The organism is Laceyella sediminis, assembly GCF_003003125.1.
Taxonomy (GTDB): Bacteria; Bacillota; Bacilli; order Thermoactinomycetales; family Thermoactinomycetaceae; genus Laceyella; species Laceyella tengchongensis.
This window is the reverse complement of sequence record NZ_PVTZ01000001.1, coordinates 441,401-462,279: the sequence shown is the minus strand read 5'-3', so window position 1 is coordinate 462,279 and position 20,879 is coordinate 441,401. Positions and strand designations below refer to the sequence as shown.

28 protein-coding genes are annotated in these 20,879 nt (G+C 51.5%); 25 read left to right on the top strand and 3 right to left on the bottom strand.

Going from position 1 to position 20,879, the window contains the following annotated elements; genetic code table 11:
- Positions 1-10 precede the first annotated feature (10 nt).
- Genes cobU through cbiB form a run of 5 tightly spaced genes read left to right on the top strand, consistent with a single transcriptional unit; the run spans position 11 to position 3,579 of the window.
- Complete coding sequence (gene cobU, locus CLV36_RS02410) at positions 11-559, top strand: bifunctional adenosylcobinamide kinase/adenosylcobinamide-phosphate guanylyltransferase (protein ID WP_181352786.1); 549 nt, start codon at positions 11-13, stop codon at positions 557-559.
- On the top strand, positions 556-1,302 hold the full coding sequence (cobS, locus tag CLV36_RS02405) for an adenosylcobinamide-GDP ribazoletransferase (protein WP_106341620.1): 747 nt from the start codon (positions 556-558) through the stop codon (positions 1,300-1,302). Before cobU ends, cobS begins: the two co-directional genes overlap by 4 nt.
- Positions 1,299-1,904, top strand: a complete 606-nt coding sequence (locus tag CLV36_RS02400) for a histidine phosphatase family protein (RefSeq protein WP_106341619.1) — start codon at positions 1,299-1,301, stop codon at positions 1,902-1,904. The genes cobS and CLV36_RS02400 overlap by 4 nt, the downstream gene beginning before the upstream one ends.
- A 5-nt stretch (positions 1,905-1,909) precedes the next feature.
- Positions 1,910-2,599, top strand: coding sequence for an adenosylcobinamide amidohydrolase (locus tag CLV36_RS02395; protein WP_106341618.1), 690 nt, complete (start codon positions 1,910-1,912; stop codon positions 2,597-2,599).
- Positions 2,600-2,604: 5 nt separating this feature from the next.
- Positions 2,605-3,579, top strand: coding sequence for an adenosylcobinamide-phosphate synthase CbiB (gene cbiB, locus CLV36_RS02390; RefSeq protein WP_106341617.1), 975 nt, complete (start codon positions 2,605-2,607; stop codon positions 3,577-3,579).
- Between the two features lie 12 nt (positions 3,580-3,591).
- Here cbiB and CLV36_RS02385 read toward each other — a convergent pair whose 3' ends face one another.
- A complete protein-coding gene (locus CLV36_RS02385) occupies positions 3,592-3,996 on the bottom strand; it encodes a DUF3054 domain-containing protein (protein ID WP_106341616.1) in 405 nt (134 codons plus the stop codon).
- 92 nt (positions 3,997-4,088) lie between these two features.
- Between CLV36_RS02385 and CLV36_RS02380 the strand changes: the two genes are divergently transcribed.
- From CLV36_RS02380 to CLV36_RS02365, 4 genes are all read left to right on the top strand, one after another.
- Positions 4,089-4,784 (top strand): serine/threonine protein kinase, encoded by a 696-nt coding sequence (locus tag CLV36_RS02380; RefSeq protein ID WP_106341615.1) that lies wholly within the window; start codon positions 4,089-4,091, stop codon positions 4,782-4,784.
- Positions 4,785-4,788: 4 nt separating this feature from the next.
- A complete protein-coding gene (locus tag CLV36_RS02375) occupies positions 4,789-5,211 on the top strand; it encodes a CoA-binding protein (RefSeq protein ID WP_022736896.1) in 423 nt (140 codons plus the stop codon).
- A 56-nt stretch (positions 5,212-5,267) separates the two neighbouring features.
- The gene (locus CLV36_RS02370) at positions 5,268-5,456 is read left to right on the top strand and encodes a hypothetical protein (RefSeq protein WP_102993175.1); all 189 of its coding nucleotides are present in this window, start codon (positions 5,268-5,270) and stop codon (positions 5,454-5,456) included.
- 262 nt (positions 5,457-5,718) lie between these two features.
- A complete protein-coding gene (locus CLV36_RS02365; RefSeq protein ID WP_106341614.1) occupies positions 5,719-6,126 on the top strand; it encodes a YjdF family protein in 408 nt (135 codons plus the stop codon).
- 466 nt (positions 6,127-6,592) lie between these two features.
- On the opposite strand, the gene CLV36_RS02360 is transcribed toward CLV36_RS02365, so the two are convergent.
- Positions 6,593-7,066: an acyl-CoA thioesterase gene (locus CLV36_RS02360; RefSeq protein ID WP_106341613.1), complete on the bottom strand. Its 474-nt coding sequence runs from the start codon at positions 7,064-7,066 to the stop codon at positions 6,593-6,595.
- Positions 7,067-7,322: 256 nt separating this feature from the next.
- Between CLV36_RS02360 and CLV36_RS02355 the strand changes: the two genes are divergently transcribed.
- The 11 genes from CLV36_RS02355 to CLV36_RS02305 all read left to right on the top strand — a co-directional run bounded on the left by CLV36_RS02355 (position 7,323) and on the right by CLV36_RS02305 (position 14,983).
- Positions 7,323-7,817: a DUF3907 family protein gene (locus tag CLV36_RS02355; protein ID WP_181352785.1), complete on the top strand. Its 495-nt coding sequence runs from the start codon at positions 7,323-7,325 to the stop codon at positions 7,815-7,817.
- A gap of 55 nt (positions 7,818-7,872) precedes the next feature.
- A complete protein-coding gene (locus CLV36_RS02350; protein WP_102993171.1) occupies positions 7,873-8,592 on the top strand; it encodes a tetratricopeptide repeat protein in 720 nt (239 codons plus the stop codon).
- A 313-nt stretch (positions 8,593-8,905) separates the two neighbouring features.
- Positions 8,906-9,286: a DUF309 domain-containing protein gene (locus tag CLV36_RS02345; protein WP_181352784.1), complete on the top strand. Its 381-nt coding sequence runs from the start codon at positions 8,906-8,908 to the stop codon at positions 9,284-9,286.
- Between the two features lie 93 nt (positions 9,287-9,379).
- Positions 9,380-9,943: a hypothetical protein gene (locus tag CLV36_RS02340; RefSeq protein WP_106341610.1), complete on the top strand. Its 564-nt coding sequence runs from the start codon at positions 9,380-9,382 to the stop codon at positions 9,941-9,943.
- A 40-nt stretch (positions 9,944-9,983) separates the two neighbouring features.
- On the top strand, positions 9,984-10,226 hold the full coding sequence (locus CLV36_RS02335; RefSeq protein ID WP_106341609.1) for a hypothetical protein: 243 nt from the start codon (positions 9,984-9,986) through the stop codon (positions 10,224-10,226).
- Between the two features lie 108 nt (positions 10,227-10,334).
- Positions 10,335-11,534, top strand: coding sequence for an FAD-dependent oxidoreductase (locus CLV36_RS02330; RefSeq protein ID WP_181352783.1), 1,200 nt, complete (start codon positions 10,335-10,337; stop codon positions 11,532-11,534).
- A gap of 689 nt (positions 11,535-12,223) precedes the next feature.
- Positions 12,224-12,556 (top strand): hypothetical protein, encoded by a 333-nt coding sequence (locus CLV36_RS17135; RefSeq protein WP_106341607.1) that lies wholly within the window; start codon positions 12,224-12,226, stop codon positions 12,554-12,556.
- A gap of 5 nt (positions 12,557-12,561) precedes the next feature.
- Positions 12,562-12,846 (top strand): hypothetical protein, encoded by a 285-nt coding sequence (locus CLV36_RS02320; RefSeq protein WP_146130577.1) that lies wholly within the window; start codon positions 12,562-12,564, stop codon positions 12,844-12,846.
- Positions 12,847-12,975: 129 nt separating this feature from the next.
- A complete protein-coding gene (locus CLV36_RS02315) occupies positions 12,976-13,191 on the top strand; it encodes a hypothetical protein (protein WP_106341605.1) in 216 nt (71 codons plus the stop codon).
- Positions 13,192-13,235: 44 nt separating this feature from the next.
- Positions 13,236-13,520 (top strand): spore coat protein, encoded by a 285-nt coding sequence (locus CLV36_RS02310; RefSeq protein ID WP_181352782.1) that lies wholly within the window; start codon positions 13,236-13,238, stop codon positions 13,518-13,520.
- A 5-nt stretch (positions 13,521-13,525) separates the two neighbouring features.
- Positions 13,526-14,983, top strand: a complete 1,458-nt coding sequence (locus CLV36_RS02305; protein WP_106341603.1) for an FMN-binding glutamate synthase family protein — start codon at positions 13,526-13,528, stop codon at positions 14,981-14,983.
- A gap of 50 nt (positions 14,984-15,033) precedes the next feature.
- Here CLV36_RS02305 and CLV36_RS02300 read toward each other — a convergent pair whose 3' ends face one another.
- Positions 15,034-16,092, bottom strand: coding sequence for an isocitrate/isopropylmalate family dehydrogenase (locus tag CLV36_RS02300; protein WP_054096026.1), 1,059 nt, complete (start codon positions 16,090-16,092; stop codon positions 15,034-15,036).
- Positions 16,093-16,724: 632 nt separating this feature from the next.
- Here CLV36_RS02300 and nagZ point away from each other — a divergent pair.
- The 5 genes from nagZ to CLV36_RS02275 all read left to right on the top strand — a co-directional run bounded on the left by nagZ (position 16,725) and on the right by CLV36_RS02275 (position 20,868).
- Entirely contained in the window at positions 16,725-18,482 is a 1,758-nt protein-coding gene (gene nagZ, locus CLV36_RS02295) for a beta-N-acetylhexosaminidase (RefSeq protein ID WP_181352781.1), read from the top strand.
- Positions 18,479-18,868 (top strand): DUF948 domain-containing protein, encoded by a 390-nt coding sequence (locus CLV36_RS02290; RefSeq protein WP_181352780.1) that lies wholly within the window; start codon positions 18,479-18,481, stop codon positions 18,866-18,868. Before nagZ ends, CLV36_RS02290 begins: the two co-directional genes overlap by 4 nt.
- A 20-nt stretch (positions 18,869-18,888) precedes the next feature.
- The gene (locus tag CLV36_RS02285) at positions 18,889-19,182 is read left to right on the top strand and encodes a YtxH domain-containing protein (RefSeq protein ID WP_102993158.1); all 294 of its coding nucleotides are present in this window, start codon (positions 18,889-18,891) and stop codon (positions 19,180-19,182) included.
- 148 nt (positions 19,183-19,330) lie between these two features.
- Positions 19,331-19,678, top strand: a complete 348-nt coding sequence (gene ytxJ / locus CLV36_RS02280) for a bacillithiol system redox-active protein YtxJ (protein WP_106341599.1) — start codon at positions 19,331-19,333, stop codon at positions 19,676-19,678.
- A gap of 95 nt (positions 19,679-19,773) precedes the next feature.
- Positions 19,774-20,868 (top strand): bifunctional 3-deoxy-7-phosphoheptulonate synthase/chorismate mutase, encoded by a 1,095-nt coding sequence (locus tag CLV36_RS02275; protein WP_106341598.1) that lies wholly within the window; start codon positions 19,774-19,776, stop codon positions 20,866-20,868.
- Positions 20,869-20,879: the final 11 nt, after the last annotated feature.

Genomic DNA, 20,879 nt, shown 5'->3' with positions numbered 1-20,879 from the left:
GGAGGAAACGATGGGAATTCGATTGGTAACGGGCGGCGTGCGTTCTGGCAAAAGCCGTTTCGCCGAATCGTTGTGTGTGAAAGAGGGGAAACCGGTCGTCTATTTGGCAACAAGCCAAGTGGTGGACGATGAGATGAAGGCACGTGTGATAGCCCATCAGCGGCAACGGCCCAAAGAGTGGGAAGTGAAGGAGGAAGCGTTTGATTTGGTGGGAGTGATCACAGAGATCCCCACGGGTAGCGTACTGTTGGTTGACAGCCTTACGGCTTGGGTCAGCAATCTGTTAATGAGCGAACCTCTCGCGGAAGGGGAAGACCCTTCGCGTTGGCGCTCCCGGAGGCTGGCGCAGGTAGAATCGCATGTGCATGCCTGGCTTGACCGTCTGGCGGCGCGAGATGCGGTGATCGTGACCGATGAGGTAGGTTTAGGCGGTGTGTCGATGCATCCGATTGGCCGGTGTTTCCAAGATGCGCTTGGCTGGGTGAATCAGGAAGTGGCACTACGGGCGGATGAAGTGTGGTTTGTCGTATCTGGTGTGCCGTGGAGAGTGAAAGGATGAGCGGTTTTGCACATGCAGTTGCGTTTTTGACCCGATTGCCCATGCCGCGGCGATGGCTGTTGGGAGATCATCGGACCAGTCCGATGTGGTATCCCGTGGTGGGGGCGCTATTGGGTTTGTTGTTGGTCTGTTTCGATTGGCTAGTGGCCCGATGGTTCCCGCAGATGGTGCGTGCGGTACTAGATGTGGGATGTTTGGTTTATCTCACTGGCGGATTACATTTGGATGGCCTGATGGATACCGCCGATGGGTTTGGGGCCAATCGTGATCCCGAGCGCACACGCCAAATCATGAAAGATCCGCGTGTCGGAGCGATGGGAGTGTTAGCCGGCGTTCTCGCTCTGTTGTTGAAAACGGCCACATTGTATTATCTCTTACAGTACCATGTCTGGAACGGAGCTTTTGCTTGGGCTAGTTCGGTAATGCTCGCGCGCTTTGCGGCCGTTGTGGCGATCTTCGTGTTTCCTTATGCCCAAGCGCAAGGATTGGGAAGCGGCTTGAAAGAATCCTTAACTTTGCGGCGCATGAATGCGGCCAGTTTTTTTACCATTCTCCCCCTGATCTGGTGGTGGGAGTGGGAAGGCATCGCCTTGTTGGGCATTGTGTTCGTTTTGACCTGGTACCTCGGTAAAACGGCGGTTCGCCGGTTGGGAGGTTGCACGGGCGACATATACGGGGCTTTGATTGAAGGGGCTGAAATCGCCGCATTGCTCTTTTTTACGTTGGGGGTGAAACTGGGATGAAATGGGTTTGGATTCGGCACGGGGAAACGAAAGCCAATCGCGACAAAAGATACTGCGGACAACTGGATGAACCGTTGACGGAGGTTGGAAAGAAGCAAGCGTTGCAACTGTCCAGCCAATTGGCGGATTTGAAGCTGGATGCCATCTATGCCAGTGATCTGCAGCGATGCGCCGAAACAGCGCAAGCCATCAAAGAGGCTCACCCGTCTCTTTCCATCCATTTCACGCCGGCACTGCGCGAGTGCTCATTTGGCGCTTGGGAAGGGCGAACCTATGAAGAACTGATGGGCACTGATCCCGAACATGTAGGCAAATGGTTGGAAAATCCTTTTTTTCATGCTCCTCCAGACGGTGAAACCCTACGTGACCTGGACCAGCGCTTGATGGCATGGGTTCGGCAGGCGATCAAGCGGCATCGTGGAGAGACGGTTTGCGTTGTGACGCATGGTGGGCCGATGCGATGGTTTTGGGCGCGGATGATTCGCCGCGATTGGGAGTCTTTTTGGGAGCCGGAGTTGCAGACGGGTCAAGGCTGGCTGGTAGAACGTACTGGAACGGAGTGGCAAGTCGTGAGGAAGTTTGGGGAAGAACGGGAGGAGTGAGTGGGATGTTACCACAGGAAAGCCGGCTGACAGTGCAATGGGACGCGGAAATGATTCAGCTGGTCGCAGCAAAACCCCTCACTTGCCTGAGTAGTGCGGTGGTTGGCGGAGGTGTGCAACATGCGGTGCGCATCATCAATCGCCATGTAGATAAACAATATGACGCGCTTGACCCCACGAAGGAGATCAACGAATGGTTGGCCGCGCGGGGCATACCGCGAGAAGGAACAGTCGTATTGCTGACCGCGGCTGATTTGACGTTGGGTAGCGAACAAACAGCGGAGGCACCGACATTTGGATTGAGGACATGGGTGACGGCTGGGATCGGGAATGCAGCACGAGCCGGGCAGAAGGGGCCCACGTTTAGGGAGCCCTCTTTTGGCATGCCTGGTACAATCAATATCTTGTTGTTGATTGAGGGGGCTGTCGCTCCAGCCGCGCTGGTAGGCGGGGTGATCACGGCCACAGAAGCGAAAGCAGCGGCTTTAGCCGATTTGGGAGTGACAGATTCCAAAGGGCTGGTGGCGACAGGGACGACGACCGACGCAGTGGTTATCGCCGCCACGGGGAACATCCAGGATGGGGTCATTCATCCGTATGCCGGCACCCTGAGTCCGCTTGGGCAAGCGATTGCGCGGACGGTGTATGCGGGAGTAACAGAAGCGGTGGAAAACGAACGGCGCAGAAAGCGGTGAGGAAGATGGATTGGGGCTTAATCATATTGTTCGCCTGCCTGCTAGATGTGATGTGCGGAGATCCGCGATGGTTGCCCCATCCAGTAGTGGGGATGGGAAAAGTGATTTCCTGGATGGATCGGGGGATTGGCTGGTGGCTGGAGAAGAGAGGGTGGTCTAATGAGACTCATCGTGTCCCCATTCGTTGGCTTGGGCTCAGTTTCCCTATCGTGGTCGTGGGTGGAGTCTGGGCGGTTAGCGCGGGATTGGTGCATCTGGCCTATGGTTGGCAACCGCTGGCTGGAGGGATGCTGGAAGCGATGATGATTTGGCTGGCGATTGCGCCCCGAGGATTGGCTGAAGCAGGGTTGAACATATACCGCGCGCTTAACAAGCAGAAACTGGAGGAAGCGAGGCGCCAGCTGGCGATGGTCGTCAGCAGGCAAACGGAAGGGTTGGATGAAGGAGAGGTGGTGCGCGGGGGGGTGGAAACCGTCGCCGAAAATCTGGTCGACGCCGTCGTGGCACCGCTGTTTTTTGCGGCCATCGGGGGGGCGCCTCTGGCGATGGCGTATCGGGCGGTGAACACGCTGGATGCGATGGTGGGTTACCGCTCTGAGCGTTATCTTCATCTGGGGACAGCTTCGGCTCGCCTGGATGACTTGTGCAACTTTATCCCTGCCCGCATGACAATTGGGGTCTTGCTATTGGTGTTTTGGATCATGCGCTTAGATGTCAGACAGGCTTGGCGCACTTACCGTCGCGATGCCCATCTTCATCCCAGCCCCAACAGCGGAATACCCGAGTCATTAGTTGCGGGAGCACTCCATATCCAATTGGGTGGGGTAAATGTTTACCATGGGCGCCTGTCAGAACGGGCGCGGCTGGGAGACCCGATCGAACCGCGCCAGGCCAAGCATCTGTTGCAAACAGTGCGCGTGATGTGGTGGGCGACCGGGGTGTGGGTAGCCATCCTGATCGGGGTCAGTGCATTGGTTTAGCTCTTTATTGACTTAGTTGGAGGACGTAGCCAGCCAGCGTCGGACAACCCAGCACCATCCCAGCCGCCACAGCGAGAAAGCGGCCAACATGAAGAGGGCGGTGATGCATAGAAACAGCCAGTCGAAAGGACGATTCAGATGCCAAGCCCTGAGCGCGGTTCCCAAGCAAGTGCTGATCAGAACCGCGCCGCACAACTGGAGCCAACCCGACAGTAGCGGTTGGCGATGCGGAGCGCGATAAAGCCCCATAGAGAATGCGACCATGAACCAGGCGATGAGGAAGGGAGCGGCCGTAGTCAACACCGACGGCACATCCAACGGCATCTGGTGAGTGACGCGCCCTTGCCATGAAAAATAGATAAACAAGAAGCTATCCCCAAGCAAAAGAGATGCCAATAACTTATAACATTGGCGCATGTTCTTCACTCCAATCGGGAAAATACTGTCTATAGAATAATAGAAATCTTTGATTCGGTACAGGGGCACACTCAATCACAGGAGGATCCGGAATGGATGACAAGCTTGACGCAAGCTTAAAGGAAATCATCGTTCATGCGAATGACCGAAATGAATTAGTGGATGTGGAATATATCCCGTCACCTTTTTGCTTGATCGGCGTTGGTACGGATGCGGTGGTCGTCCAGCATCCCAACTATCCTGACCTGGTGTTCAAATGTTACGCGCCAGATCGGCTCGCCAAAAAAGAACAGGAAAAACAAGTGTATGAACGCTTGGGAAATTCGCCGTACTTCGCTTGCTTACGTGGGAGTGGAACCAATTACTTGGCGTTGAGTTATGAACCGGGTCCCACGCTGTACCAATGTTTGGAGCGGGGAATCACCATTCCAGAGCAGGTGATCGAGCAAGTGGAAGAAGCGCGCCGATTTGCAAGGAGCAAGGGGCTCAATCCGAGGGACATTCATTTGAAAAACGTGATTCTGCAAGGAAATAAGGCCAAGGTGATTGATGTCTCTGAATACTTGAACCCCGGTGATGACAAGAGATGGGATCATCTTGTTGAGGGATATAATGCGTTTTACAGTTTAATCAAGGGAAAAAAACTGCCTGTTTGGTTGATTGAGATGGTGAAACATATTTATATGCAACAACAGGGCGGCCCTTTTCATTTGCAAGAATTCGGCAAAAAAATCATGCAACGGTTCGGTCTAGGACTAACCAATCACGATCGGAATGAAGGAGGATAATCACATGTTTCAAAATCCATCGGATCAGGAAAGAAAAGAATTGCTGGCAACTGCCAAAAACATTGCCGTCGTCGGTTGTTCCAACAATCCGGAGCGAACCAGTTATCTGATTGCGGAAGCATTGCAAAAAGCGGGCTATCGTATTTTTCCGGTGAATCCCAATCTGACAGAACCGGTTCTCGGGGAACGTCCCTACGCTTCCTTGAATGAGATTGCTGAACCGATTGACATTGTAGATGTGTTCCGGCGAAGCGAGGCGGTTTTGCCTGTGGTAGAAGAGGCGGTCAAGGTGAAACCGCGCGCAATCTGGATGCAGTCAGGCGTGGTGAATGAGGAAGCGGCCCGCTTGGCGCAAGAACATGGCATTATGGTGGTTATGGATCGTTGTATCAAAGTGGATCACGCGATCTTGCTCGGCGGAAAATAGGTGTGGATGGTAGGAGGGCCGAAAGCGGATAAACATCACATCAAGAGGTGAGGCGGATGCAAGCGGTAACCTTGTCCCGCTTGGTGTTGGACCGGATGCCCGAAATACATGAGCTGTTGACGGAAACAGAAAAAGAAGCACAAATCCTCATCTATGGTGAAGTGTCGGCATTAAAAGAAGAAGAGATTTATTACATCGTCGCTGAAACGATTGCGAAAAAGCGCATGTGCCAATATTACCACTAGGGCATATCTGGTGAATAGCTAATAGAGCTAAGCATCAGAGAAAATAAGGACGATTTGCAATGAAATGATCTGGCCTCTCATGAGGCCTCCCTTTTCCTAAACGGGAACACAAACGGAGTCGATATAAAAAGGAATGAAAAATCACATTACTGGTTGGTAGTCCAGTAACATTAGGGTGCGAAACCCTAATGAAGTATCCTTGCCCCCTCGGGCTCGTCCATCATTCCTTTATTATTCAGATTTTTTAGAGGGGGAACCTGAAATGAAGTTAACCGTTTATCATGACGGTCAATTTTGGGTTGGAATTATTGAAGAAACTATTGATAACAAACTACGCGCAGGCCAAGTCATTTTTGGATCAGAGCCAAAAGATACTGAAATTCTCGATTTTGTCAACAAGAAATTGCTCGCTCATATTGAAAAACGCAAATTCCAAGTAGATATAGAAAAGAAAGAGAAAAAAGTTAACCCTAAACGCCTCGCTCGCCAAGTGGCCAAAGAGATGCAACAAAAAGGGGTCTCTACCTATGCCCATGAGGCATTGCAATTGGAACTGCAAGAGCGCAAAAAAGAACGAAAAATACTGAGTAAAGAAGAGAAAGAAGTATTGGCCAAGAAAAAAAGGGAGATAAAAATTGCCAAAAGAAAGGCAAAACATAAGGGGCGATAGGTTTTTAATCTATCGTCCTTTATGTATGTCCCCCAGTACAAACGTTGCTACCCAAAACAACAAATGAGTTTCTTTATATCTTCCAGTAGAAACGGAATCCAAATATCATTCTCTTAAATTTATTCGTATCAATACGAACTGACATGTTTTAGAGCATGTCGGAGTATGTAACAGAAGACCAGGGATTTCTCATCCTGGCCTTTGCTATTTATCATTCGCTTTTTCTAGTTCATCCAAGCGCCGAGCGTGTTTGAAGACCGTTTTTTGGAGCTGCATGATCATACATAGCACAATCAATCTATATCCTGACGCCCGGAAATCGTATGGGGAATACCCCGTTTGAGGAGAAGACGTCGATCGAACAGATAGCTGGAGCCCCCCCTATGGGTTGCGGAGCGCCCCATCAGATAAGCTGTGTTTCCTCCCCGCACGCCTTGAAGGTGCGGGGAGTGTTGGTTGTGGCTGATTAAGGCCGTTCTTCTTCAAAGGAGCGAATCAATTCTTTCGCCTGTTCAGGCAAAGGCTGGCTTTTGCCAGTCGCGGGATTGACATAGACCACTGTGCCGCGTCCGATGGCGGCGATGATTTCTTCCTCTGCCAAAAATAAAGCGTATTCAATATCCAAGCTACTTGTTCCAATGCGACTGACGCGGACACCTAGGCGCACGTCTTTGCCGAAATGAATTTCTCGCAGATATTGGCATTCTAGATTGGCCGTGACAATATATCCGCCCGGCTCTGTCGGGGACTGCAATAAAAAACGGGTAAGACCCAATTTTTCCAGATAAGCGATCCTGCCATGTTCAAAGTAGCTGAAGTAACTCACATTATTGATATGCCCCAACATGTCGGTGTCGGAGAAGCGGACCTGGATAGGAGTGATAAAGCGGAATTGTGTGCTCCATTGGGCCAAATCGGTGGGTGGCCAAGCTGTGTTCATATGCCATTCCTCCAGTGGGATTTAAACTAGGTGTGTCTGGCAAGTCGCGTTCACGCATATCATAAGGATCAGACACGCCTTGGTTTCGGTAAATTCTTGTTTCATAATATGAATTCCTTCTAATGTCCTAGTCTTTTTCTCTCTTCTTATTTTTAAAATATCTAAATTGATTGCAGAAATGAAATGGGCCATATGATATACTAAAAGTGGAAATTTAACATGGGCGTAGTTTGTCGCAACAGGGGGTTGTTTCATCGTGCCAGCCGAGCAAACCAAAGAGCTGTGCATTCTGGTGAAGGAACATTTGAAAGAGGCCAAGACACAACTGAACGAGTTTTTGGATTATACCGCCGTGCCGCAGCTGACGAGTGAGTTCGCACCGCCAACCAAAGAGCAGGAAGCGTACGTTCGGGAGTTTTTGCACGATTTGCGCTATCTGAGCGTCGCCTGCGAACGGGGCTATGAACAGGTGAGCCGGGTGTTGCGCCGTGCTGATTTTCATCAGGAGCTTGCGGAAAAAGCGTTGCGTAACATCGCCCATACTTGTGTTCATTTCTTCTATCATCCCCAAAACGAAGTGTATTGGGAAAACAGCCGATATAGTTACACCCGGGGCGACAGCATTATTTTTCGGCAGACGCCGCCGACAATGTTGCGCCGCGTTACGCTCTCGTTGTCGGGATTGTTCACCACATTGCGGGATGAGCTGGACTGTTACGAGACGGACGATGTGACCCGCATGCGTCTGTGATCGCGATCAGGTAGCTGCGCTTAGGATTTTATATTAGATAAAGGGGGAGAGAAACGTGGCCGGACCCATTATCGAATTGGATTTCGCAAGGGAGGCACAAGGGAAGCGGTATATATCGGGGAGCTACCGCCGCAATCGGGCAAAACTGGAACGCATGATCAAAGAGGAGCCTCAAGCGGAGTATTTTTTGATGTTGGCTGTGCTGGAGGTCAGAAAGCAATATTGGAGCCGGGCGCACCAGGCTGTGGAAAGCGCGCTCGCCCTTGCACCCGATCACAAAGAAGCGCATCTGCTGTATGCGCAAATATTGGAAGCCCAACAGGAGCTGACGGAAGCGGGCCGGTCTTATCAAGCGATTTTGCACCGGTTTCCCCACTTCAGCAGAGGGTACCGGGAGTATGCCCGTTATTTGATGACCCACACCGATTGTATCACCATGGCACAAAACTTGTTGTTGCGGGGGTTGGAGTTGGAGCCTACCGATGCGCTGAGCCATATCTTGATTGCGGAGATTTGTTTGTTGCGCGGCAAAACGGGACAGGCGCTGTTGCATTTTGAATTGGCGCAACAATATTATATGGAGCACCCTCGCTACCATCTAGGGAAAGCCCGTTTGTTCATGGAGATGGAGCGTTATGAGGAAGCGGCCAAACATCTCAAAATGGCGATGCGCCTCGATCCGAAGAACAAAGTGTTGCGAAATCAATTCGCGCAGGTGCTGAAAGCAACCAACACGCCGAAAATCTTTATGTTTTGGAAGCGTTGGGTGATTTGAAAAGAAGGGCAAAATTGAAAAAGTTCGAAAACAACCCTCGACACCATATCGACAAAATTCGCGGAGCGTGATAAAATGGTTCCTGTAAGTAAGGTTGACCTTCTTGCTTACGCTACCACGCTTCTTTTAACTCCTTAATCTTGACCCTCTTTCATGTGACCAGGAACGGAACCTGGTCTTTTTTCTTTGCCTTTTTTAGGCAAGGTTCCCTTGGTCGGGCAAGTTCATATAAAATGAAATCGGATGAATGATTTTCCTTCGCCGGGAAAAGCGAGGTCTCCCGCGCGTTTGGAGAGAGGAAAGGGAGTTGGCGATGTACCACACCAATTATCTCAGCTTCTTCCGCCATTATCACGCCGAAGAATATTGGGAAGCGCATGAAGTGTTGGAGGAGCTTTGGCAAACACAGCGGGACAATGATTTCTATCACGGACTGATCCAGATTGCGGCGATCATGCACCAACTGAAGCGCGGTAAAGTGCGGGGAGCGCGTAAATTGGCTACAAGCGCCTATCGCTATCTGTCGCCTTTCCGCCCTGAACGCGACGGAGTGGATGTGGAGGCGTTGCTGGCGTGGCTGGCCTTGTGCTTAGAGCGTTTGCCAGAAGGTCAAGCGAGCATGGCGTTGCCAGACTTGGAGCAACTGTCGATTCCCGTGGGCCCATTGCCCCGGTTGCATGAGATGGGATTTTAAGTTTGAAACATAATATCCTCCCTTCCTGACTACATAATATATATAGAAAAATATTGTTCACAGGATGAAAGTGAGGGGAGGGGCAGAATAGATATGAAAGGGCGTCGCTGGACAGAAGAGGAAGACCAACTGTTGCGTGAGTTTGCGTTAACGGCAATCGAAAGTGGCAAAACGCAGATCGAAGCGTTTGAGGAAGTAGGCCGGAAGTTGAACCGAACACCAGGAGCCTGCGGTTTTCGCTGGAATGCCGTGCTTAGGCAACAAGACCTGAAGGCCTATGCCGACGCGAAGAAGAAGCGTGTTTATAGACAATTAAAAAAGAAAAAAGGGGATCAATTGGAGTCGTTGACGCAAGTGATTCCGCTCATCAAAGAGCTAGATAGGGAAGGGCGCCGGGCCAAAGATGAGGTCAAAGCGCTGACCAAACGTTTGGCTGACGCGGAGAAAGCCTTGCGCGAGCTTGAATCGGAGAATAGCAAACTGAAAGAAGAGCGGCAATACTATGATTTGTATGAAAACGAAGTGAAAGACAAGTACCAAGATCTCTTGCGGATGTTGCAATCGGTGCGAAAACAAGCGGGGATGCCGGAGCTTGTCATTAAAAATGAGAAAGGACAACAGGTAAATGCGGATAGCGGAATAGGGGAATCATCATAAGATAAAGTAGCAGCCAATGGGGAGAAAGAGGTGGCGAATATTGCCTAATCCAAGCAAGTCCGCCCGTGAACTCAGCCATGTCCGCATATCCCAACTGGAAGAGCAAGTGGAACAGATGGGGCAACAAATGAAACGGTTGACCCAGGAAAATAACAAATTAAAACAAGACTTGCGTTTTTTTGAAGTGATGTTGATTGAACAATATCACATGTTGCTCCATCTGCTCGGCAAAGACCAAAGTAAATGCTTGATCCAATCGGTTGCGCCTTATCCTGAAACTTAGCGAGCCGGGAGTTTCCCCGGCTCGTTTTTTGTTTCGTCCTTTTCTTCACAAATTATTTGATAGCGTTTTAAAATGAAAGGGCGAGGCTGGATGAAAGGGACGAAAAAAATGAAGCGATATCAACTCATTGTGATTGGTGGCGGGAGATTGGGCTCAGTCATTGCCGGCCAAGCGGTCACCTGGGGTGCCCATGTGGCTTTGCTGGACCCGGGCGGCGTGGGAGAAGAGGACTTTTTCGCCTACGAGGGCATGGTGGATGTGTACAAGGGGAGCGTGCGCTTTCTTACAGAACATGAAGTAGAAGTGGCTGGACAGGTGCGGTTAGCGGGTAAGGCATTCATCATCGCTTTGGAACGCGTCCGGGAGGTTCCGGAGCCCGCAAGTGTAGCCGCAACCGGGGAAGTGGCAGAAGAGACCGGTTGGCGACAGCCGCCAACCAAAAAGTGGGTTGTGCTGGGCGGAACGCCGCATGGAATCGAATGGGCCCAAGCTCTTGCCCGTCAAGGGGCTCAGGTGACGGTGGTTGAAACAGGCGCCCACTTGTTGCCAGACTATGATCCGGAGTGCCTATCCATTTTGGAAGCATCGTTGCGGCAAGAAGGAGTCAGAGTGCGGTGCCACACCCAAGTGGTGAAAGTGGTGCAACGAGCCAACAAAAAGATCATCCAGTTGCAGTTTGACGGTTTGGTTGAAGCCTTGGAAACCGATGAAATCGTATCGGCAGATGCGTCTTTACCCCAAGTGTCCAGTCTGGGATTGGCGGAATTGGGATTGACCTACAAGGAGGGAGGGGTGGTTACGGACTCGTGGATGCGGACTTCCTGCTCCCATATCTATGCCGTTGGGCCGCAAGTCCATGGGCGTCCAGATTGCGGTGTTTGGCCGGAAGAAGTCAGGCGAGTGACGATGAATGCCCTTTTGGGCACCAAACACCGAATCGATTACTCCATTGCTCCCCGAATTGTCAAGACCGATCCGCCCTTAGTGGCAGTGGGTATGAGTGAGGAGCAAGCGCGGCAAGAGGATGAAGGTGCTCGGGTATGGCGGGGGCAGCGAATGACGGGACTCGTCAAGCTGATCACCCGCCGAGATGGGGCCATTGTAGGAATCCATGCGGTAGGGCCGGATGTGGACGGCCCGGTGGAGGCATTGCGCCAAGCCAAGCGGAACCGCGTATATGTAGATCGTCCAGAGCGCTTTCAGCAGTTGTTGCAGCAAAATCGGACAAGTTGGGCCCATTCGTTGCCCGTTTGGTGGGGGGACTGGGTGGACAAAGGAATACGCGCCTATGTGCGGTTGCGCAGATAATGAAAAGTGCCCTCTGATTAGAGGGCGCTTTTTTCAATTCTGGCCACCAACGCTTTGGAGGTGGAGGCTTATGCATATTTTATTTGGGAAGCATCCGCCGACAAAGATGCTTTAGCAATATCCTCTGCCATAGCAACCAGCCACAAACACAAAGATGGTTGCGATAACCAACAGGAAGATCAAGAGCTGTCTCCAGCCAAAACCGCCGTAGTATCCGCTCATGAGAAACCCTCCTTTGAACGGGTCAGGTGGTCGTCATCGCTGCTAGCTTAGCAATATCCTTTGCCATGGCAACCAGCCACAAACACGAAGATGGTCGCGATAACCAGCAGGAAGATCAAGAGCTGTCTCCAACCGAATCCGCCGTAATATCCGCTCATGATTACACCCCCTTTCAGGAGAGATGCGGCCTGCCGCAAGCGAAGTTACATCGCTTAGCAGTAACCGCCGCCTTTATGGCCGAATCCGCATCCGACGAAGACGAAGATCGTCGCGATCACCAACAGGAAGATAAGAAGCTGTCTCCAGCCAAAGCCACCATAATAACCGCTCATAGCGATTCCTCCTTTGATCTGATTTAGCTGAATGAAAGAGTGGTTAATAAAAGTCTTTAAACTTTCATCAGCAGTTGATTTACTCTATGCCCCAGTGCAAACGGTGGGAAAGGCGGATGTCCAGATTGCGGTAAAATGGGATTCCGTCTAGGGGTACAAGCTTTCAACGAAGACGAAAATGGTGGGGATAATCAAAAGAAAGAGCAACAGGCACTGCCACGGATGGAGACGGTGGGGGGGCGCCACATGATAGGAGCGGCAAAGCTTCAATGCGTGAGCCATGCGAGCCATCCTTTCTCGCTGAGATATAGAAACGTACTATCAACTTTATATACGGCACGGCGGTTGGAAGTGATAGGTGATTCGTCCATTTTCCACGACTTGGGCGCGCTGATTTGGGCGTATGCCCGGGACGGGATGGGCAAACGTGGCATATGGTGTATCGAGTGCGCAAACAGGAGGGAATGAATGAGATGCCACGTAACAACGAGTTTTCTATGAAAGAGTTGGCGCAGATGATCAATACGATCATGGGGCGCAAGGTATTGACTGAAGAGCAATTGGGCAAAATCATGGAGGGCGCCAAAGAGTCTTTTGATAAAGGTGGCATGAACGCGGTGTTGGAATATCTGATGAAAGTGACGCAAGCCGATGTCGACATGGGCCAGCTTCAGCGATTTGCCGACCAAGTGCAATCCAATCCCGCGCTAGGTTTGGACATTTTGCAAGGCAAACAGCGCATTCCGAGAAAAAAGTGATTGCCATCAGATGAAGCCCTGCGGGGCTTTTTTTGTTGGACATAAGATGAAGAGGAAATATCCATACTAATCGATAAGAGCAGAGGGATTGATAAAAGTTGAGTGACACCGGCATAAGGAGGAAAACAGATGGAGCAACTCACGCAAGAGGAATTGTTGAAATTGGAGGAACTGCTAGAGCTGGAGGCATTGTCGATCAAGAAAACACAAGCGGTCATCAATGAAGGGAACGAGACGGAATGGGAGCCGTTGCTGACAGAGGCTTTAACGATGCACAAACAGCATCTGCAACAATTGCTCGACCAGTTGCGCAACCATAGCGGACAAGCGCGGATGCAACATTGAAAGGTCGGATGAAAATGAAGTTATTTTGTAAGGAGGATGTCGAGATGGAATGGGTGATGCGGGACATGATTCGCGACCTATTGACCACAGAGCGGACATTGAGCCAGCACTATCTGCAAGCACAGCACATCAGCGCTAACGAGGGGTTGCGGCAAACGCTGGAACAATGTTTATACGAGGTGAACCGGGTTCAGACCAAGTTGTTTAACGAAATGGAGCAACGGGGTTGGTTGACGTTGACGACGGCGGGGCAGCAACCGATTGAGAGCGCCATTATTCACTGGGAACAACAGCTGGAGCGCCATCCCGAATTGGCGGCAAAGGAGTAAGCGTTATGTTGACTCGTATTGTACACCGCATTATCAATAGTGTGGCGGATGCGGTGATGAACCGGATGATGCAAGACCCTTATACCGAGAACTTGTTTTCCTATGTGACAATTACGCAGAAGCTGACATTGCGTGCGATTGTAGAAGCGGCGATGCGGGCGGAATCGGGCAAACCGATCCCCCGGCCGTTGGGTAGCCCTATCGTTTTATCACGGTGGGAGCAATTGATGTTCAACCCCGTTCATCTGTATCGTATGCCCACGCAAGACGGGGTGCGCGTACAGACGGGCGTGACCATCGGCCCCAAAGCGAAAAAGCCTCTCACGCTGGAAATCCCCATCTTGATTTCGGGTATGTCTTACGGCGGGGCATTAGGATTAAAAGCGAAACAGGCGTTGGCGCGGGGCGCGAGCATGGCCGGTACGGCGACCAATTCGGGCGAAGCGCCGCTGGTGCCTGAAGAGCGTCGCGAGGCCCGGTATTTTATCGGCCAATACAACCGGGGAGGGTGGATGAATGACCATGAATCCCTCTCGCAACTCGATGCCATTGAAATTCAGTTAGGCCAAGGGGCCCAAGCATCCGCGCCAATGGGTACGTCTTCGTGGCAGATGGATGACGAATTCCGTCGCCGTTTCAACATCCCGGAAGGGGAGGACGCTCCCATCCATTCGCGGCTGAAAGGGGTCAATCGCCCCGAAGAGTTTCCGCCGCTGGTGCGCAAATTGAGGCAGACTTACGGTGTGCCTGTCGGATTGAAGACATGTGCGACGCACTATCTGGAAGATGAGATCGATTGCGCATTGGAGGGCGGGATCGACTATATAGTGGTCGACGGAGCCGAAGCGGGAACGCACGGAGGGCCGACGACTTTGCAGGATGACGTGGGATTGCCCACGTTGTACGCTTTGGCGCGAACCGTGCGCCATCTGGAAAAACGCGGGGTGAAGCACGAGGTATCAGTGATTGCGGCGGGCGGACTGACCACGCCGGGTCATTTTCTCAAAGCGATGGCATTGGGGGCGGATGCGGTTTATATCGGCTCGATCGCCTTGGTAGCTATGCTACAAACGCAATTTAACCTGGCGTCCCCGTTTGAACCGCCGGTGCAGAGCGTGCTTTACCACGGAAAGTTCAAAGAAGACCTCAATATCGAACAAGGCGCTGAACATCTGGCCAAGTTTTTGAAGTCCTGTGTGGAAGAGATGAAACTGACGGCCATTTCGCTGGGGAAAACCGATCTGCAACAAATCGGACGTGATGATCTGGTCTGTATGGATCGCGAATTAGCCACGGTGCTGGGGGTCGACTATGCAGGATGGTCACGCGCCGAACAGCGTGCCGCCAAAAAAGAAGAAATGGCCCTGAAGCCGGACAAGGCCGACTCGTTGTGGAAATGGGATGATTTCATGTCCTACACTTCAGGTGATGAAACCGGAGAGACGACAAGGCCGCTTCATTGATTGCATGTCTGAAACAAAAGCCAACTCCTTGTCAGGAGTTGGCTTTTTGCTTAAAACCCTTGCAAAGTGGTCCACACTTCCAATTTAGTTTGCACTTTGCTGATCACTTCATTGGTAAATTCGGAAGTGGTGGAGCTTCCTCCGAGGTCGGAGGTGCGCACACCTTCCCGCACCGTTTCGATGACTGATTCATAAATCGCGCGTGAAGCGGCAGAGGCTTTGGCATCGCCAAAATAGGTGAGCAGGGAGGCGGCGGCCAAGATCATCGCCATGGGGTTGGCCACGTTTTTGCCGAAGAGCGATGGCGCTGTGCCATGTGGAGCTTCGGCCATGATCACTTGTGGATTGAATTCATCGTCAAAGCTCATCAAGATCGATTCGGAACCGGCGATGGAGCCAAACAGTTGCAACACCATATCGCTCAAGCAATCACCGTCGCGGTTGAGGGCGGGGATAACTAATGGGTCGCCGGAGTTGTTGATCAAAAGCGCGTAGGTCGCATCGATCAACTGCGGTTCATACCGGACTTCAGGATATTTTTGGCTCGCTAGATCCATTTCTTCTTTCAGCATGCCTTCATACACGGGGCTTACGGTGTATTTGGGCCCACCAAATACTTTGGCGTTCGTTTTTTTGGCGTGACGGAACGCGAATTCGGCTACGGCGCGGCAGGTCTTGCGATCGATGGTTTCCGTGCGGTACGCGACTTCATCGAGTCCTTCGCCATCCCGCCATTCTTTGGCGCCATAAGCGTCGCCGACAGCCATCCGGATTACGGAGATCGGCGCGAAAGTCCCTGCCACGGGCCGTACGCCAGGAATCCGACGACCTGTGCGGATGATTACCTTGCCGTCAATCTCTTTGCGCAAGATGGCATTGGGGCTACCTACATCCCCTTTTTCTTCAGGGGTGATGGTGGCTGCTTTCAATCCGAAGCCAGTGCGCTTCATCGCTTGTGCGGCTTCGTATACCACTTGGTTATTGGTTTTCCGCCGATGTTCCAAGCTAAGGTCGAAGGTTTGGAAATCGATTTCAAAACCGATTACATTGGGATCCAGAACGCGCAACGCTTCTTCCAGCAATTCCTGTCCCGTTTGGTCTCCCTTCATGATCACAACTGATTTTGTGCTCAAGTTTCTTCACCTCGTTCAACAGATCACAAATTTATATAAACAGGTGGGAGATAGGTCCTTTATCTCATATAGCCTGTTGACAAAGTGGCCCAGAGCCGATTTTTGAGTCCGCGTTTCCAGTTGCTCAGACGGGAAGTGGCTCCGCCGCCGAACGCAGGCAGCGGGCAACAACCGCTTCTGCGAGGCGCTTTCGCCCCATAAGCCCACTTTCTTCCTCCGTTCGGCGCTCCGCTTTGATTCAGAGCTCCCAGTCACTCTGCTCTCAAAAATCTCGCTCTTTTTGGGTTTGTCTACAATCTGGGAGATAAGCCCTTTATCTCTGTCGATATTTTATTATACTATTGCATATTTGTCCATTTTATTGAATTCAAGACCATTTCTACAATGGCTTTTCCCACCTACTTCCACCGGCCAACATGGTTCGCAGACACTCCCGAATGGTTGAGAGAAGTTGTAGATTCATTGAAAGAGAAGTGACATTTGTTTCCGGGGTTCCGATTATCGAGTAAAATGGGGAAAGACTGATTTTTGCGCAGATGTTTTAAATGATTGGCGGTCCGTGGCTTGGCGGGCTTTGTTTGAAGAGTGTGAGAAGGGAGAGTCATTGTGTGATTCTAAAACATGGGAGAAGATGGGCGCTTGTTTTGTCGGGTTTGCTCCTTGCTACGCAAGCCGCTTGCTCTCCCCCAGCGCAGACTGGGCGAGAATCGCCCACCACCTGGGTGGATGAGAAGATCGAGCAGATGAGTCTGGATGAAAAGATCGGCCAGATGTTCATCATGGGCTTTCGTGGTGAGGCAACTGAACAAGCCCACACGGTGAATGCTCAGGCTGAAAAGCTGGTTAAAGACTACCATATCGGGGGTATGATCTTATTTGATCGCAATGTGGACAACCCCCGTCAAGTTGCCAAGCTTAATCAGGACTTGCAAGCGCTGGCGATGAACAACGGTGCGAAAATCCCGTTGTTTGTGACGATTGACCAAGAAGGGGGCCGGGTGAGTCGGTTTCAGGAAGGGGCTACGCTTTTTCCCGGCAACATGGCTTTGGGCGCCACCCGCAAGCCCGATTTGGCTTACCGGACGGGAAAAGAGATGGGAACCGAGTTGAGAGCCATGGGCATTAACTTGGATATGGCCCCGGTGCTAGATGTGAACAACAATCCGCGCAATCCGGTAATTGGTGTCCGCTCCTTTGGAGAAGACCCGCAGTTGGTCTCTCAGATGGGGACAGAAATGATTCGCGGTTTTCATGATGCGGGTGTGCTGACTGTGGTAAAGCATTTTCCCGGACACGGGGACACCGCGGTCGATTCCCATGTAGGCTTGCCCAAAGTGCCGCATGACCGGAAACGGCTGGAACGTTTGGAGTTGGTTCCGTTTAAAGAAGCAATCGATAAAGGCGCGGATATGGTAATGAGCGCACACGTGGTTTTTCCGGCCATTGAACCGACGCCGGGCTTGCCAGCTACCTTGTCCAAACGCGTGTTGACGGATTTGTTGCGCAAAGAGTTGAAGTTTGACGGTGTCATTACCACTGATGACATGGAGATGGGCGCCATCAAAGATCATTTTGGAACCAGCCGGGCGGCGGTGAAAGCGATCCAAGCAGGCGCGGATATCGTATTGGTCTGCCACCAATTGGATGTGCAAGAAAAGACGATTGCCGCCGTCAAACAAGCCGTCAGTGAAGGGAAGATCACTGAAGAGCGGATTGACCAATCAGTTCGCCGGATTTTGTTGTTGAAAGCAAAAAAAATTGGCAAGCGTTCAATCATCACGCATACCCAACCGGAATTAGCGCAAGGGGAGCCGTTCGGCAACAGCGCCCAAGCGCAAGCTGTGGCTAGGGAAACGGCGGAAGGGGCAGTTACCTTGCTACAAGACAAACAGAAGCGCCTCCCGTTGGCGCCGTCCAAGACGGCTCGCCTGCTAATTGTCACTTCAAATAAGCCGCAAACGTTTAAAGCCGCGGCTGAAAAAGCAGGGTACCAAGCCGAAGTGGTCTGGGTGGAAGAGTGGGCCAAAGCGCCAGTGAATGAGCTTTTAGCCAAGGCGGAACGGGCCGACGCGGTGGTGATAGGTATGTCGCGCGCGCAAACTAAACAATTGGCGCTCATCAGACAGTTGGAAATGAAACAGAAACGGGTCATCGTGATGGGCATGGATGTGCCGTATGATGCGGTGAGACTGCCGTCCACCTCCACCGTGTTGGCGCTGTACGGGGCGACCCGTCCTTCGATAGAGGCCGGCATGCGCGTGGTGGCCGGACAGCTACCAGCTGCGGGCCGATTGCCGGTCACCGTGTCGAGCGCTTATCCTTATGGGTTTTCAGCAGGAGTTGATGGAGGGGGAAATGAATCGTGATCATAACGATTAGTGTGGCGGTCATCGCTGTCGTATTCGTGGTGCTGTCCATCTTTTTAATTCGCACGCTCATTGCGGTCAGACAGGTGATGCTCAATCTGGATCAAACGGTGAACGGCTTGAAAGAGAAAGTGGAGACGACAGTGGAAGAAACGCGGCTCACTTTGCAAGAAACCCGGTTGTTGGTTGAAGATGTCCGCGAAAAGTCCCGCAAGGCGGATGCTGTGGTCAACTCCTTAACCGAAGTTGGCAAGAGCTTGGAGCAAGTTTCTTCAAGCATCAACCGCACCGTTTCCGCAAACCAAGAAAGGTTGGGCAATGTTGTCGCTTTGGTGGGAGCTGGAATCGATTTGGTGAAAAGATGGCGGTCTGACCGCAATTCTTGATGAGAGAGGATGAGACACCGATGAGCAAAGGTAAATACTTTATGGCGGGTGCTGTGATCGGCGGCTTGATCGGGGCAGCGACCGCGCTGTTGGCGACGACCAAAACGGGCAATGAAATCCGTAAAGAATTGGGGAAAGGCTTGGAATTGGCCAAAGAGCGTGGAAAAGAGTTATACCTGACGATCAAATCGCAAGCGCCGGTGGAAAGCAAATGGGAAAAAGTAAACGATGAGGGGACCGTGTTGGTCAACCGCTATATCGATGCACCTTCCTCTAAAACGCCCGATTATATTTCGATTGAAGATAAGAAATAATGAAAGTGAAGGCGGTCATGCATGATGATCGCCTTTTTGCATAAAGTTGAAAAAGGTTTGCGTAGACGTGCCAAGAAAGAAAGCGAACGGGCGTCCAACGCCTGACACATGAAAGATAAGCTGAAAAACTGATAAGGATGTGGAATGGATGGAAAAACCAGCGCGAATCACCTCTGTAGAACAATTGAACGAATGGATGGCAAAAGCGGGCAAACGCCCCTTGTTGTTGTTTAAACATAGCACATCGTGCCCAATCAGCGCGGCGGCCTACGCCGAATGGGAAGCGTTCTTGTCTTCGGATGCAGCAACAGAGGTGCTGTCCGCTGCCGTGTTCGTGATTGAAGACCGTCCACTGTCCAATGAGATTGCCGAGCGGTTTGGGATCAAGCATGAGTCTCCACAAGCGCTTGTCGTGGTCGGAGATGAAGTGAAGTGGCACGCTTCTCATTGGAATATCACCAAACAGGCGTTGACCGATGCCGTGCAGTCGCTCTAAGTTGATACAGGTGCAGAATTCCCTCGACAAAGTGATTGTTTTTCGATATAATGGCGAAAATTATTTTTCTAGTTGAGAAGAGAGGAGCAAGAAGAGTGAGAGAGAATCAATTAGACGCATTGCGACAAAAGCTGGATGAAGTCAATTTGAAACTGTTGCGACTGTTAAACGAACGAGCGGAACTAGCGAAGCAAATCGGTGAAGTGAAACAAAAGCAAGGCATTAACAAATTTGATCCGGAGCGGGAGCGGGTCATGTTGGAAACGCTTGTTCAACACAACGAAGGGCCATTTACCGACAACACCGTGCGTTACCTGTTCAAGCAGATTTTCAAGGCATCTTTGGACTTGCAACAAACAAGCCAAAAGAAAACCCTCCTTGTCAGCCGCGAAAAACAGGCGACCGACACGGTGGTAGACATCAAAGGTACCTTGGTGGGGGCGGTGAAGCCTCAAGTGGTAGCTGGGCCCTGCTCCGTGGAATCAGAAGAGCAAGTGTTTGAAGTAGCCCGCGCTTTGAAAGAACAAGGCATCGAACTGATGCGCGGCGGTGCGTTCAAACCACGCACCTCCCCTTACGACTTCCAAGGGTTAGGGGAAGAAGGACTGAAGATTTTGCGCAAAGCCGCCGACCAATTCGGTTTGAAGATTGTCAGCGAAATCGTCAACCCGAGTGACATGGAGATGGCTGAACAATATGTAGACGTAATCCAAATCGGCGCCCGCAACATGCAGAATTTTGAGCTGTTGAAGGCGGCGGGAGCGGTTCGCACTCCGGTCCTGTTGAAGCGGGGATTGTCGGCGACGATCGAGGAATTCTTGTTTGCTGCCGAATACATTTTGTCGGGTGGTAACCATCAAGTTATTTTGTGTGAGCGCGGCATCCGCACCTATGAGAAAGCCACGCGCAACACATTAGACATCTCGGCTGTGCCGATTTTGAAAAACGAGAGCCATTTGCCGGTATTGGTCGATATCACGCATTCCACGGGCAGACGGGATATTCTGTTGCCATGTGCGCGGGCGGCCTTGGCAGCGGGGGCTGACGGCATCATGCTGGAAGTTCATCCAAATCCGGCGGTTGCTTTGTCGGACGCCAAACAGCAGATCGACATCCCCACTTTCGACACCTTCATCAAAGACTTGCGCGCTTCCGGTTTGCTAGATCAAAAACAAGTGACCGTGCGTTAACATGACATAAA

Excerpts from the sequence above, each read along its gene's own strand:
- CLV36_RS02345 (WP_181352784.1), top strand. The coding sequence starts at position 8,906 with ATGTACCACACCAATTATCTCAGCTTCTTCCGCCATTATCACGCCGAA.
- CLV36_RS02310 (WP_181352782.1), top strand. The coding sequence starts at position 13,236 with ATGGAATGGGTGATGCGGGACATGATTCGCGACCTATTGACCACAGAG.
- CLV36_RS02400 (WP_106341619.1), top strand. The coding sequence starts at position 1,299 with ATGAAATGGGTTTGGATTCGGCACGGGGAAACGAAAGCCAATCGCGAC.
- cobU (WP_181352786.1), top strand. The coding sequence starts at position 11 with ATGGGAATTCGATTGGTAACGGGCGGCGTGCGTTCTGGCAAAAGCCGT.
- CLV36_RS02365 (WP_106341614.1), top strand. The coding sequence starts at position 5,719 with ATGAAGTTAACCGTTTATCATGACGGTCAATTTTGGGTTGGAATTATT.
- cobS (WP_106341620.1), top strand. The coding sequence starts at position 556 with ATGAGCGGTTTTGCACATGCAGTTGCGTTTTTGACCCGATTGCCCATG.
- CLV36_RS02385 (WP_106341616.1), bottom strand. The coding sequence starts at position 3,996 with ATGCGCCAATGTTATAAGTTATTGGCATCTCTTTTGCTTGGGGATAGC.
- CLV36_RS02380 (WP_106341615.1), top strand. The coding sequence starts at position 4,089 with ATGGATGACAAGCTTGACGCAAGCTTAAAGGAAATCATCGTTCATGCG.
- CLV36_RS02340 (WP_106341610.1), top strand. The coding sequence starts at position 9,380 with ATGAAAGGGCGTCGCTGGACAGAAGAGGAAGACCAACTGTTGCGTGAG.
- cbiB (WP_106341617.1), top strand. The coding sequence starts at position 2,605 with ATGGATTGGGGCTTAATCATATTGTTCGCCTGCCTGCTAGATGTGATG.
- CLV36_RS02285 (WP_102993158.1), top strand. The coding sequence starts at position 18,889 with ATGAGCAAAGGTAAATACTTTATGGCGGGTGCTGTGATCGGCGGCTTG.
- CLV36_RS02315 (WP_106341605.1), top strand. The coding sequence starts at position 12,976 with ATGGAGCAACTCACGCAAGAGGAATTGTTGAAATTGGAGGAACTGCTA.
- CLV36_RS02305 (WP_106341603.1), top strand. The coding sequence starts at position 13,526 with ATGTTGACTCGTATTGTACACCGCATTATCAATAGTGTGGCGGATGCG.
- CLV36_RS02320 (WP_146130577.1), top strand. The coding sequence starts at position 12,562 with ATGCCACGTAACAACGAGTTTTCTATGAAAGAGTTGGCGCAGATGATC.
- CLV36_RS02370 (WP_102993175.1), top strand. The coding sequence starts at position 5,268 with ATGCAAGCGGTAACCTTGTCCCGCTTGGTGTTGGACCGGATGCCCGAA.
- CLV36_RS02330 (WP_181352783.1), top strand. The coding sequence starts at position 10,335 with ATGAAGCGATATCAACTCATTGTGATTGGTGGCGGGAGATTGGGCTCA.
- CLV36_RS02360 (WP_106341613.1), bottom strand. The coding sequence starts at position 7,066 with ATGAACACAGCTTGGCCACCCACCGATTTGGCCCAATGGAGCACACAA.
- CLV36_RS02375 (WP_022736896.1), top strand. The coding sequence starts at position 4,789 with ATGTTTCAAAATCCATCGGATCAGGAAAGAAAAGAATTGCTGGCAACT.
- ytxJ (WP_106341599.1), top strand. The coding sequence starts at position 19,331 with ATGGAAAAACCAGCGCGAATCACCTCTGTAGAACAATTGAACGAATGG.
- CLV36_RS02395 (WP_106341618.1), top strand. The coding sequence starts at position 1,910 with ATGTTACCACAGGAAAGCCGGCTGACAGTGCAATGGGACGCGGAAATG.
- CLV36_RS17135 (WP_106341607.1), top strand. The coding sequence starts at position 12,224 with ATGGGATTCCGTCTAGGGGTACAAGCTTTCAACGAAGACGAAAATGGT.
- CLV36_RS02300 (WP_054096026.1), bottom strand. The coding sequence starts at position 16,092 with ATGAAGGGAGACCAAACGGGACAGGAATTGCTGGAAGAAGCGTTGCGC.